9 protein-coding genes and 2 pseudogenes are annotated in these 12,372 nt (G+C 60.6%); 3 read left to right on the top strand and 8 right to left on the bottom strand.

Annotated features, from left to right (window positions below):
* The first annotated feature begins 121 nt into the window (after positions 1 to 121).
* Positions 122 to 484, top strand: a complete 363-nt coding sequence (queD, locus tag BRA1253DRAFT_RS28005) for a 6-carboxytetrahydropterin synthase QueD (protein ID WP_007599979.1) — start codon at positions 122 to 124, stop codon at positions 482 to 484.
* Between the two features lie 1,360 nt (positions 485 to 1,844).
* Here the strand turns inward: queD and BRA1253DRAFT_RS28000 are convergent.
* Positions 1,845 to 4,949: an efflux RND transporter permease subunit gene (locus BRA1253DRAFT_RS28000; protein ID WP_007599978.1), complete on the bottom strand. Its 3,105-nt coding sequence runs from the start codon at positions 4,947 to 4,949 to the stop codon at positions 1,845 to 1,847.
* Between the two features lie 828 nt (positions 4,950 to 5,777).
* A complete protein-coding gene (locus tag BRA1253DRAFT_RS45365) occupies positions 5,778 to 6,230 on the bottom strand; it encodes a hypothetical protein (RefSeq protein WP_245285970.1) in 453 nt (150 codons plus the stop codon).
* Between the two features lie 195 nt (positions 6,231 to 6,425).
* Here BRA1253DRAFT_RS45365 and BRA1253DRAFT_RS43760 point away from each other — a divergent pair.
* Both BRA1253DRAFT_RS43760 and BRA1253DRAFT_RS27980 read left to right on the top strand, forming a co-directional pair.
* Positions 6,426 to 6,587: pseudogene (locus BRA1253DRAFT_RS43760) on the top strand (IS256 family transposase); the annotation flags it as partial.
* Between the two features lie 797 nt (positions 6,588 to 7,384).
* Complete coding sequence (locus BRA1253DRAFT_RS27980; protein WP_007599977.1) at positions 7,385 to 9,088, top strand: recombinase family protein; 1,704 nt, start codon at positions 7,385 to 7,387, stop codon at positions 9,086 to 9,088.
* Here BRA1253DRAFT_RS27980 and BRA1253DRAFT_RS45360 read toward each other — a convergent pair.
* From BRA1253DRAFT_RS45360 to BRA1253DRAFT_RS27955, 6 genes and pseudogenes are all read right to left on the bottom strand, one after another.
* Positions 9,061 to 9,159: pseudogene (locus tag BRA1253DRAFT_RS45360) on the bottom strand (4-hydroxybenzoyl-CoA thioesterase); the annotation flags it as partial. The gene BRA1253DRAFT_RS27980 and the pseudogene BRA1253DRAFT_RS45360 sit on opposite strands and share 28 nt — an antisense overlap.
* Entirely contained in the window at positions 9,156 to 9,527 is a 372-nt protein-coding gene (locus BRA1253DRAFT_RS27975; protein WP_007599975.1) for a type II toxin-antitoxin system VapC family toxin, read from the bottom strand. The gene BRA1253DRAFT_RS27975 and the pseudogene BRA1253DRAFT_RS45360, both read right to left, overlap by 4 nt.
* The gene (locus tag BRA1253DRAFT_RS27970; protein ID WP_007599974.1) at positions 9,524 to 9,715 is read right to left on the bottom strand and encodes a type II toxin-antitoxin system VapB family antitoxin; all 192 of its coding nucleotides are present in this window, start codon (positions 9,713 to 9,715) and stop codon (positions 9,524 to 9,526) included. Before BRA1253DRAFT_RS27970 ends, BRA1253DRAFT_RS27975 begins: the two co-directional genes overlap by 4 nt.
* Before the next feature lie 50 nt (positions 9,716 to 9,765).
* On the bottom strand, positions 9,766 to 10,683 hold the full coding sequence (locus BRA1253DRAFT_RS27965; RefSeq protein WP_007599973.1) for a metallophosphoesterase: 918 nt from the start codon (positions 10,681 to 10,683) through the stop codon (positions 9,766 to 9,768).
* Positions 10,684 to 10,812: 129 nt separating this feature from the next.
* Entirely contained in the window at positions 10,813 to 11,865 is a 1,053-nt protein-coding gene (gene ruvB / locus BRA1253DRAFT_RS27960) for a Holliday junction branch migration DNA helicase RuvB (RefSeq protein WP_007599972.1), read from the bottom strand.
* A complete protein-coding gene (locus BRA1253DRAFT_RS27955) occupies positions 11,862 to 12,338 on the bottom strand; it encodes a hypothetical protein (protein WP_245285969.1) in 477 nt (158 codons plus the stop codon). Before BRA1253DRAFT_RS27955 ends, ruvB begins: the two co-directional genes overlap by 4 nt.
* Positions 12,339 to 12,372: the final 34 nt, after the last annotated feature.

The following is a 12,372-nucleotide window of genomic DNA, read 5'->3' as shown; positions in this document are numbered from 1 at the left end:
GGACAATTTCTGCTTCGATCGAAAGACCGCCCTGACGCCGTCGAGCGGCGGGCTATCTCGTACTGCTTGGCTCAGCCGAAATGGCGGCTCAGCGTGCAGTCCCACAAACACTCGGCATCACATGAAGATATCGCAAGCATTTAAGTTCGAGGCAGCGCACCGACTTCCAAACGTCCCGCAGACACATCGCTGTCATCGGGTGCATGGTCATTCCTATCGCGTCGAGGTCGTGCTGAACGGGGCCGTCGATCCGCACACCGGATTCGTAATGGATTTCTTCAACATGGAGGAAGCGTTTGGCCTTCTTATAAAGAAGCTCGATCACCATTGCCTGAACGACGTCCCGGGACTGGAAAGTCCGACGGCGGAAAATATCGCCATCTGGATCTGGGAGCACGCGAAACCGCGCCTCGCCCAACTCTCGAGCGTGAGGGTGTACGAGACGACGGATAGTTGGGCGGAATATGACGGGCCCGATCGCTGAATTCAGCGCTCATTTGGGACTGTGTCGATGCGGCGCGCCTGTCGTTCTTCGGCTCAGAAGCGGACTTGCTCGATCTGCGATTCGGCTCTTCATCCGCCTCGCCCGCGGCCAGATTTCCGCGCTCACAGAAGAGCCCTTGATCCGACGGGAGCGCCCGGTTTGGCTATGATGACACCCATCACGTGACCGCATTCGAAAAGCTTCCGGCCAAACGATTCGGAATCCCGCGTTGTGCTAACCGCCGGAACGATTTGAGGGGATTTGTCCTGAGGAGCGAATTCGATGCTGATTGTACCGGCGAGACGACCCGCCATCCCGGACGCTGCGGCTGGGCGACTTCGTGCTGCAGCAGGTCGGCGCTAGCCGCCAATGCGAGGAGCACGGGTGGATGCAAGATCGCGCAACCCGCATGTGCGCGAGCTCGCCGTAGACATCGCCGTCAATACCCCCCGTTCGACACTTCGACGGGCGAAGCCTCAATTGAAGCTGGCGAGGTGCCGGACTCGCGCGTCCGCGCTGACTGGTCACGGATGCATCCCTTGGCCGACTGGTTATTTCCACCCAGCCGATAGCTGCGGACGTAAACCGGACGAACAGCTGTCCACAGGAACCGATGCCTCGCCCCGCCGCATCCGATTGAGTGCAGTCAGGCCCGCACCGACCGCGGGTTCATCCCGGGAGCCTACGATCCCCAAACCTTAGCCGAAATGGCGGCCGCGCTCGAGCAACCGCCGGACTATCGCGCCTTGCGCCGGCTCGTTGCGCGCCCAGAATTCGCGCGAATTGAATTTCTTGGCAACTATCCTAAGCCTGCAGCACATCAGCGGTCTCTTTTCAGACAGCAAGCGCAGCGCGGTCAGGAAGTGAATAATTCTCCAAAATGGGTACGCCACTCATTCGGGGAACATGGATTCTGTCCCTGTCCCGGACGACGTCAATCTTGCGAGTTATGCTGTCCTGATGTCCGGCAAATCACGTGGCGGTGGCCTGCTCGATCAGGTAACAACAGCATCCGCCTGTCGGAGCAGAAACGGATCCGCGACGCGCTCTTCGCCGAACACATGATTCCCCCCAAGGTTCGCACCACCGGTTTGAAGGTCCGGACGCGCAAGGGCCCGTGAAACTCTCCCAGGCATCCGTCGCTCACCACATCTGCACAATGAAGCGGCCGTTATTTGGTCGCGATGTAGTCCTTCACCTCGGGCAAGCAGTAGATCGAGACGAAGCGCAGCAGCCGCGGATCATCCTTCCTGTCCGCCGCCATGAACTGCAGGCACCCAGTGCGATCAAGTTACCGCGGTCGGCGAGCAGCGCCCCTAGCTAGCGGAGCGATCGAGCAAACCCGAGTTGATCGCTAGGATCATCGCTTGGCCAGGTGGGCATCGGATGCTCCGATGCAGGCGAGCTCGGCGGCGTTCTGGACGTGATCGGAACTCGCGTCGGCGCGGTGATCCGACGCGATCGCGACATAGAGCGCCGGCAGCACGAAAAGCGTGAACAGCGTGCCGATGGACATGCCCGCGACGACCACGAGCCCGATCGAGAAGCGGCTCGCGGCGCCAGCACCCGTTGCGGTCAACAAAGGTAAGAGGCCCGTGACCATCGCCGCCGTGGTCATCAAGATTGGACGGAGGCGGACGCGCGCCGCCATCTCGATGGCCGAGCGGGGATCGAGTCTCTCCTTGAGCTGCAGCTGATTGGCGAACTGGACCATCAGAATACCGTGCTTGGATATCAGCCCAGCCAATGTCAACAGTCCGATTTGGGTGTAGATGTTCATCGTCGCCAAGCCAAAGAATAGCGGGATTAAGGCGCCGGCGATTGCCATGGGAACGCTGAACATGATGATGAGGGGATCGCGCAGACTTTCGAACTGCGCCGCAAGCACCAAGAAAATGACGATGAGTGCAAACGCAAAGGTGATGACCAGTTTGTTACCCTCCTGCACATATTGACGGGCGTCCCCGAGGAAGTCGTGGCTGAACTCTGCGGGCAGTTTCATTGCCTCGCTCTCGAGGAAGTCCACAGCCTGACCGATCGTGACGCCGGGCATCGGTACGGCTTGGAAGGTCGCGGAGTTGAGCTGGTTGTAGTGGGTGAGTGCGTTCGGATCGGTCGCAGTCTCGATGGAGACCACGGTCGATAGCGGCAGCATCGAGCCCGCCGCTGCCTTGACATAATAGCTCCCAAGTGATTCCGGCGTCAGGCGTTTCTCGCGCGGCACCTGCGGGATCACTTCGTAGGAGCGACCCTGCAGGTTGAAGCGATTGACGTAGTTTCCGCCAAGGAGGGTCGCGAGCGCGCTACCGACGTTCTGCATGGTGATGCCAAGGTCGCTCGCCTTGGATCGATCGACCTTGATTCGCACCCCCGGCTGGTTGAACTCAAGGTCAGAGTCGCTGACCATGAACAGACCGCTCTCGCGCGCGACATCCTTCAGCTTCGACATCTGCTCGTAGATGTACTGGAAACCGAGCGTCGACTTGATCACCATCTGCACTGGTAAGCCGCCCGAACCGCCCGGAAGCGGCGGCAAGCTAAAGGCAAATGCGTTGATGCCTTCCAGTTTGGACAGCTCGGCCTGGACCAGCGATTTCAGAGCGATCGATGAGCGCTTGCGCTCGGCCCAAGGCTTAAGCAACATCCCGGCCATGCCGCCCTGCGGACCGCTGATGCCGTTGAGCACGAAGCGAAAATCCGTCTCGGGAAACTTCTGGAGTGCCTTGTCGAGCTTGGCGCCGTAATAATCCAGGTAATCAATATTGGCGTATTTCGGCGCTTTTGTCAGTGCGAATACGATACCCTGATCCTCCTCGGGTGCGAGTTCCTTGGAAGTATGCATATACAGAAAGGCGACGAGGCCCAGCATGGTCAGCGCAAACAGCCCGGTAATCGGGCGATAGTCGAGCGAGCGGTCGAGCTTGCGGCCGTACCAGCGCGTCACGGCGCTGAACACACGATTCACAAACTTTGCAAACCGCCCCTCTTCAGCGCTCTTCAGGAAGACCGCGCACATCATGGGCGACAGCGTCAACGCGATCACGCCCGACACGATCACCGAACCCGCCAGTGTAAACGCGAATTCGCGGAACAGCGCGCCGGTGAGGCCGCCGAGAAAGCCGATGGGGGCGTACACGGCGGCCAACGTAATCGTCATGGAGAGGACGGGGCCGACGATCTCGCCCGCGCCATTTGTAGCAGCCTGCGCGGGCGACGCACCTTCTTCCATATGGCGATGAACGTTCTCCACCACGACGATTGCGTCGTCAACCACGAGACCGATCGCAAGCACCATCGCAAGGAGGGTCAGCAGATTGAATGAGAACCCTAGCGCCAGCATCATACTGTAGACGCCAATAATGGACAGCGGAATGGTGACGACCGGAATGATGACAGACCGCAGGGAGGCCAGGAACAGGAAGATCACCAACATCACGATCGCGACGGCCTCAAGGAGCGTCTTCTCCACCTCATCTATCGATGATTGGATGAACTTGGTGGAGTCGTAGGCCACTTCCATCTTCAGCGATGGCGGCAGGCTGCGCTTCATTTCTGGAAGCAGTGCCCGAACGCCTCGCGCTATGTTCAGTGGATTACCTTCTGGGCTCGCCTGCACGGCGACGAAGATCGCGTGTTCGCCGTTCATCGCGACGCTGGCGTTTGTGCTCTGCGCCGCAAGCTCGACTGTCGCGATGTCCTCCATGCGCACAAAGCCGCCGTCGTTGGCTTTGACGATCATGCGCTTGAAGTCATCAACACTCCGCAGATCAGTGTTGACCGTGACGTCGGAGAGAGTGAAATAGCCCTTAGTCTGGCCGGCCGCAGCCTGGAAGTTGTTGGCCGCGATTGCAGCCGAAACATCAGCTGCCGACACGCCGTGGCCCGCCATTCTCGCGGGATCGAGCCATAACCGCATCGCAAAAGTCTGGCCGCCGAGGATGTCTGCTGCTGCGACGCCGTCTACAGTTGACATAATCGGTTGCACCACGCGCGAGAGATAGTCGGAGATCGCGCTGGCCGTCAGTTCTTCGCTGGAGAAGGCGATATACATGACAGCTGTAGTCTGACCGGCAGATTTGGTGACGACCGGATCGTTCGATTCCTTAGGGATTAAATATTTGACCGAGTTGACCTTGGAGAGCACTTCAGTGAGCGCCTCGTTGGGCTCGAAATTGAGCTTGATATAGACCTGGATCGTCGAGGCACCGAGCACCGAGGAGGACGTAATGTAATCAACGCCTTCGGCCGAAGCGAGCGCTTGCTCAAGGGGCGTGGTGATGAACCCCTGGATCATGTCGGCGGAGGCGCCAGGATAAGAGGTTGTGATATTGACGACCGTGTTGGTCAGCTTAGGATACTGCCGGATTGGCAAAACGGTGGCCGCACCAATGCCGGTCAGCAGGATCAGGAGACTGACGACGATAGACAATATCGGACGTTTGATGAAGAGCTCGGTAAATGCCATCGCGATGCTCGCATTCAAGAGACTGACGGAAATTCGCCAGTAAGCCAGGCTACAGCAACAGTCATCAACGCGGCGACTGTGGGTAGGGGCACCTTCTCAGGGTAGAGGCCCCATGTTTCTCTTAAGCTAGCAACCGCCCCGGGGGGCCGGCTCGAACCAGTAGAGCTGAGCCTCTGGGCAAAGCCGCAGACAATGTAAAGAGTCAGCTCCGTCGTAGCAGCCGATGTCCAAGATGACTGGGTCTTGCTTCTGGAGGGAGCACACAATGTGCTGATGGACCTCCAACGCGGAAGTGGGCTGACGTATTTCCATTTAACCTCGTCCCACGCCTCAATGGCAGCAATGCCTTGCAGCACACTTATCAACTCAGCTTAGGATTTCGCGCCGCCCCACCCTTCGGACGATCCAGCTTCGACGCCGAAACTACAGACAAGCCGACGGGCAGCTCAACTCTACAGAGGTAAGCGGGGGATATAGAACGGGTTGCATAACCTATACCAACGTTTGTCGACGAGCGACGCCCGCATGAGCCGCGCGAGACTTGTGATGTTGCTCGAGAGCACAGGCGTTTCCCTTCGGTCTTGTGCTTCACGATGAACCGGCCATCTCGGGTCCGCCCGCAAAGTAAGTGAACCCCAGGAAGGCGAAGGTCTCGGCCACCGCTCGCTGCGCGGCTGACGCGGGAGGGCCGCGAACCGCGCCAAACTCGATCAACCGGGTTTTGTCCGCATGGAGCGTCGGCCAGTCGCGCCTTGAGGGCCAAGAGCATTTCCTGGGTATCTGCCTTGCTCTCGAAGCCGATGACGAAGTCGTGCGCAAAGCGCACGGTCACAACGCGACGCGTGCATGGCGACCACTCCAGTGGTCGACCCAGAGATCGAGGATGTAATGCAGGAAGATGTTGGAAAGGAGCGGACTGATCCTGCCCTTTGCGGCGTGTGTCTTGCTTCTCGCCGCTCTCAAGAACGCCAGCTCGCAGCCGCAGCTCGATGAGCTGCAGGATACGAGGATCGGCAATCCTGTGCGCCACCATCCGCAGCAGCCACTCGTGGTCGACCGAATCGAAGACACTGGATATGTCATGATAGCCGGATGCAGGGCATCAAGCTCCATCTGAGGATTCCGCCCCGGCCGGAAGCCGTAGGAGAACCCGAGGAATTCGACCTCATAGGCGGCGCTCAACACCTCGGCCACCGCGCTTTGGACGATCTTGTCCTCTAGCGGCCGGCACACCGAGAGGCCGCCTACCCCCGTCGGCTTGGGGATGTAGACGCGCCGCACCGGCTGTAGCCGGTAGGGACAGTGTGGACCCGTGCCCAGAGATCGCGGATTGGTCCGTGAGCCCCTCTTCGTACTTTGCCTCCGTTATCCCATCGACCTCCGCGCCGGCCTGCCGGCTTTTGTCGGCGAAACGCCCGAAGCAGATCGTCTTTGTCGATGTGGTGCGGCAAGGCTGTGAACCGGTTTGGACATATGGTCGGCATGTTCCCCAAGGAGAAGGCCATGGTTCGCCTCATTGGAGCGGTCCTGCTCGAACAGAACGATGAATGGGCCGTCCAGCGTGCCCGTTACATGACGCTGGAAACCATCGCGCCTTTGAGCGATGATTCGAGCGTCAGCCTTCCGGCTGCCAGCTGACCGGGCCCGGCTCTCTTGCCGGCGAACCGGTTGCCCGAGCGCCAGTTACAGCATGCTGAGAAACACGAGTATTTCTGACAGTGCTTTTCGCGCCCTACTGCGGAGCTCACGAAGACGCGATTGCTAGCTCTTGGAGCCTCGACGCAAGAGCGATCGAACAAGCGGAATAAGAAAAGACCCAATCATCGAAGGCTCCTTGGGCTCGGACCACCGCGTCTGGGCTGAACGTACAGTTCGCCGGGCTCTGCGGCAGCCACTACAATCTGTGGGGAACCGAGGACGGCTCCTACGCACCGGGCACCCGCACCCGCACCCGCACCCGCACCCGCACCCGCACCCGCACCCGCACCCGCACCCGCACCCGCACCCGCACCCGATAACAAACTTACGCCGCCGCCACCCGCAAGTATTTTTACTCCGCTTTGCTTAGCATTTCTACTCTGGACTACGCGCCTCATCGCCAGGAATGCCCTCACGCACGCTGCGGCACTTGACGAATTTCATTTTCATTCGACGCTGCCGAAGCCAGCATGAGGGACGCGTTGCGAGTAATCGCTGCGGCTTGGCCGTAGCGCAGCGCGGAAATTTACGCTAGCTTCCGCTCGCGAGTTTGCAAATGCCTACCCGCATCCGATCTTTAAGACAACGAGCGACCATTCGACCGCTTGCCCCCTCCCATCCTCAGAGCTGGGATAATCCGGACAATGAGGAAATCTGGTTTGAGTTGGCGCGCGCCATCGGACGTCAGATCGCACGGGATGAAAATCATGGCTCGGGGCAGCCGATAGAGGACCGGCATGACGACACCGTCATCGAAGAAAACGGCCGTAATATACGCGCGCTATTCGAGCGACATGCAAAGGGCGAGCTCGATTGACGGTCAGCTGTTACTCTGCCGCAAGGTCGCATTGCGCAACAACCTCGATGTCGTCGGCGAGTTTGTGGATGCCGCAAAATCTGGTCTTACCGAAGGTGCGCGGGACGGCTATCAGCGCTTGCTCAACGGTGTGCGAAGCCGGCAGTTTGACGTAGTCGTCGTTGAGCATTTCGACCGCTTGTCGCGCGATCCCGCAACCATCCAGCGTCTCAAGCAGGTTTTCGAGTTCAACGGCGTTGAGCTGATGGATCAGAAAGGAGTCTACGCGACCGCCACTGACATTAGCATCGCAAGTCTGTACAACACGATTTACAAGCCGCAGCTCGCCGAAAAGGTTCGGCGCGGCCATGACAACGCTGTTGCGAACGGAAGAATTCCGGGCTCATACGCCTATGGTTATCGGCCGAGGCCGGGCGCGCCCGGCGAGCGCGTAATCGATGAGAACGAAGCAAAGATTGTGCTCCGCATCTTCAAAGAATATGCAGCGGGCCGCTCGACCCGAACTATCGCCGCTGACCTCACCCGCGAAGGCGTGCCCTCACCAGGGGCAACTCGTCACAAGAACAAGGCGGGTCGCACCACCTGGAACCATCAGTGCATCACAGGCGGTCGGCATGGTCGCGGCATTATCGGCAACGAACTATACATCGGCGAGATACATTGGAACGTTCGCTCGACAATTCTTAACCCAGAGACGCAGAAGAAACAGAAGCGCTGCAATCCAGCAGAACGCCACATTATCGTCAAAAAGCCAGAGCTGCGGATCGTTCCGCAAGGGCTCTGGGATCTAGCGCAGAAGGTTCGTAGGGTGCGCGCGGTATCTATGTTCGGACCGACTGGCCAGCCGCGGCGTCGCGCCGTGAGTCCGCGCAACAATGAGCACCCGCTTGCCGGTGTGCTCCGGTGTGGCGTCTGCAATGGCCATATGCGAATCGCTCAATCCTCGCGTAACGGTGCGCCGCGCGCGGCATGCGCGAGCGCGCATCAGCGGGGCACCTGCGAGCACACCCGTAGCTTTGATATGGACGTTCTGCTCGAGGATGCTTCCGAAAAAATCCAGGTGAAATTGCTTTCGCCGAAAGCCATTGAAGAGGCGATGCGTACTTGGAAGGAGGAGCGCAAAAACGATCGGAACAATGGCAGCGAACACAATAAGCTAGAGCGTCGACGCCGCGTATTGACTACCGAGATCGAACGCCTCTCTTATGCCATCGCAAATAGCCGCCGCAAGCCGGACGAATTGCTCAAGCGGATCGATGAGTGCGACCTGGAGCGGGAAAGCGTTGAAGAGCGCTTGCGGCTGCTGGGCGGTGGCGGCGAAAATTTAGTTGGCTTCGATCGCCCGAAATTCAGTGACCGATACTCCTCGGAGGTTAGAAGGCTTATCACCGCGCTCAAAACCAATCCGAAGGCGATCGAAACTCGCATTGCCTTCCGCAACTTGATTGAATGCATAGTAGTGCATCCGGTTCGCAAGCGGATGCCCTACGAATATACGCCCTACCTGAACAGCTCCGCGCTTTACGGAAAGAACCTTTTTCCCGAAAACCGCAGCAAGGAGCGAGAGATCAGCACGTTTGCATACTACGACAATGGCAAGCCAGGGAAATCCGTGTCCTCGTAATAGACGCGGACCTGCATGCGGTGGCGGCCGTCGCGGATCTCGCCGTCGAGATGAGACATCGGCGTACTCATTGGATATCGGCAGCCAATTTCAACGACCGAGCTGCCGCAAGCAATCGCTTGTCACGTGTCCAGATTGTTGCCTCGACTGTCAACATCGTCGATGCGAGCAAGTGGGCATCGACACACCCAATGCCCAATCCGGACAACTTTCGCTTAACGATAAACTCTAAGACTTCGCTATTGCTGGCGATCGTCGCCTTAGGGAGGAGGTTCAGTTCATCAAGCATGTCAGAAGCCTTCGACACGCGCCCCAGGAGCAATTCGCCGATCACGAACGGATGAATAACGATGTCACCGTGATCGAGGAGGCCAGCAAGCCGTCCATCCGTGCGGCGGAAGTGGTCGATCCAGATCGACGTGTCCGCCAGGACTTTCACTTGGGCCGGCGGCGCGGCGGAGCCTTGGCGTTGGGTTCGGTACCTCCCATCCGCGCGAGACGGCGTGCGGCCTCCCGTTCAACGAAGGCTATCAAGGCTTCCCTAACGACGGCTGCCTTTTCGCTGACGCCAGCAAATTCCTGCGCCTTGGCAAAAAGCTCGTCGTCTATCGCGATCGTCGTTCTCATGGGGCACCTCTACATCGAATATAGCATCATTTGATGCAGAATTCCATGCCTTAGATCACCACCGGCCCCCGCCCCAGCGTCACCTCGACGATCTCCGGCGGCACGCCGACGCGGACCGGCATAAGGCTGCAACCGAGGCCGCCGGAAACGATGAGGTCGCATTTGAGCCGGAAGTGACCATAGGCGAGCCGCAGGCCATGCTGCCGCGAAACTGCCGGCGACCCGCCGAGCAGGCGGATCTGGCCGCCATGGGTGTGGCCGGACAGTTGCAGCGCGACGCGGGCGGGCACGCGCGGCGCGATATTGGGCTCATGCGCGAGCAGGATGATCGGCGCATCGTCGGTGGCCTTGGCAAGCGTCGCGTCGAGATCGTCAGCGCCGAAGCGTCCCGTGCTCCGGAAGCGGCGCGCCGGCAGAAAGGCGAGCTGATCGCCGAGGCCAGCGAGCCAGAACGCGCGGCCGTCCTTGGCGAGCCGCACGACGTCGTTCTCGTAGACAGGAATGCCGGCCGCCTCCAGCGCGCGATGCGCGACCGTCGGCCCGTGCCCCACCTGCTGCACGGTCCTGTCCGCCCAATAATCATGATTGCCCATGACGGCATGGACGCCGAGCGGCGCTTTCAGACCGGCCAGCACCTTGGCCCATTCGTTCGCCGGAATGATGCGCGTGACCTGGTGCAAGCCGGCGACATAGTCGCCGAGCAGCACGATGATATCCGCGTTCAGTGCGTTGGTGCGCTCGACGATGGAATCGATCCGCTCCAGTGACATCCAGGGATCGCAGGCATGGATGTCGGCGATCACGGCGATCTTCAGCGGAAAGTCCGCGGGCCATTGCCGCGGCGTCGGATGATAGCGGGTGACGCGAAGCCGCAGGACCGGCTCGACGCCGACGCCATAGGCCGCGGTCGATACGCCGAGGGCGGACAGGCCGCCGATGGAACGGAAGAAATGACGGCGCGTGATCATGGCAGCCCGATCGTGATGCGGCTTCTTGATGCGATCCTATTGGAGCGGAAATGGGGTGGGTTTGTGCAGACCCTCTGCACGAGATCACCGGAAATTCATGACGGCGCGAGCAGTCTGCAGTTGCGTAGATCAGTCGTCGCTCTCGTCGGTGCCGAACAGGCCGATCTGTGCCGCCGCATCGCGCGAGGGCTCGCTGATGCCGAGATGGCGGAAGGCGTGCGAGGTGAGCAGGCGGCCGCGCGGGGTCCGCTGCAGATAGCCGCATTGGATCAGATAGGGCTCGATGATGTCTTCGATCGCATCGCGCGGCTCCGACAATGCAGCGGCCATCGTCTCGACGCCGACCGGGCCGCCGCCATAGTTCTGAGCGATGGTCGTGAGGTAGCGGCGGTCCATCGCGTCGAGGCCGGCGGCGTCGACCTCGAGCGCGCTCAGCGCGTGATCGGCAATCTTGCGATCGATCCTGTCGGCATCGGCCGCCGAAGCAAAATCGCGCACGCGGCGCAACAGCCGGCCGGCGATACGCGGCGTCCCACGGGCGCGTCGCGCGATCTCGTTGGCGCCATCCGCGCTCATGCCGACGTTGAGCACGCGGGCGCCCCGGGTGACGATGCTTTCCAGCTCCTCGATGGTGTAGAAATTGAGCCGGATCGGAATGCCGAAGCGGTCGCGCAAGGGATTGGTGAGCAGGCCGGCGCGCGTGGTGGCGCCGACAAGGGTGAATTTCGACAACTCGATCTTCACCGAGCGCGCCGCCGGGCCCTCGCCGATGATGAGGTCGAGCTGGAAATCCTCCATCGCGGGATAAAGCACTTCTTCCACCGCCGGGCTCAGGCGATGGATCTCGTCGATGAACAGCACATCGCGCTCTTCGAGATTGGTGAGGAGTGCTGCGAGATCGCCGGCCTTGGCGATCACCGGGCCTGATGTGGCGCGAAAGCCGACGCCGAGCTCCTTGGCCACGATCTGCGCCAGCGTGGTCTTGCCGAGGCCCGGCGGGCCGACGAACAGCACGTGATCCAGCGCCTCGCCGCGCTTGCGCGCCGCCTCGATGAAGATGGACAGATTCTTGCGCGCCTGCTGCTGGCCGACGAAGTCGGACAGCGATTGCGGGCGCAGCGCAGTGTCGCCGACATCATCGCTGCGGCGCTCGGGCGTGACCATGCGGGGAGGCGTGCTCATGCGGGCAGGATAACACGGTGCAGCGGTTTCGCGAGCCACCAGCACAGGCTCGCCGGGATGACAGCGACGACGGCGAGCATGGCGGAAAGCTTCAGCGCCTCAGGCGCGGAACGGACACTCGGCAAGATCACCGCCGAGGTTTCGGAGGGCACAACGAACATGCCAAACCCGACGAACCCGGCGGCGGCCACGGCCGCGGCGAGCCACGCCATCCAGATCATGTTGAGGTCGGCGTAGACCGCGGCAAGCGCGAAGATCAAGCCGGCGGCGACTGCGGGAAGGAACGAGGCGAGAACCGTGGCGATGGCCAGCAGCACGATCGCGATCGAAACCAGGGTGCGCAGTGCTTCCAGCTCGACGAGCGCAAGAAACATCTGCAGCACCGCGGCCCCGAGCGTGGTCACCATCACCGAAACCAGCGCGGCGACCGTCAGCGGCCCCACAATGGAGAAGATCACGACGATACCGGCCACGCGCGAAAGGCGACGAAAAAGACCGGCGACGGGA

The organism is Bradyrhizobium sp. WSM1253, assembly GCF_000244935.1.
GTDB classification, from domain to species: Bacteria; Pseudomonadota; Alphaproteobacteria; order Rhizobiales; family Xanthobacteraceae; genus Bradyrhizobium; species Bradyrhizobium canariense.
This window is presented reverse-complemented; position numbering and strand designations above follow the sequence as displayed.

Bases quoted from the DNA above. Each gene is read 5' to 3' on its own strand.
- ruvB (WP_007599972.1), bottom strand. From the start codon at position 11,865: ATGAGCACGCCTCCCCGCATGGTCACGCCCGAGCGCCGCAGCGATGAT.
- BRA1253DRAFT_RS27980 (WP_007599977.1), top strand. From the start codon at position 7,385: ATGACGACACCGTCATCGAAGAAAACGGCCGTAATATACGCGCGCTAT.
- queD (WP_007599979.1), top strand. From the start codon at position 122: ATGAAGATATCGCAAGCATTTAAGTTCGAGGCAGCGCACCGACTTCCA.
- BRA1253DRAFT_RS27965 (WP_007599973.1), bottom strand. From the start codon at position 10,683: ATGATCACGCGCCGTCATTTCTTCCGTTCCATCGGCGGCCTGTCCGCC.
- BRA1253DRAFT_RS28000 (WP_007599978.1), bottom strand. From the start codon at position 4,949: ATGGCATTTACCGAGCTCTTCATCAAACGTCCGATATTGTCTATCGTC.
- BRA1253DRAFT_RS27970 (WP_007599974.1), bottom strand. From the start codon at position 9,715: ATGAGAACGACGATCGCGATAGACGACGAGCTTTTTGCCAAGGCGCAG.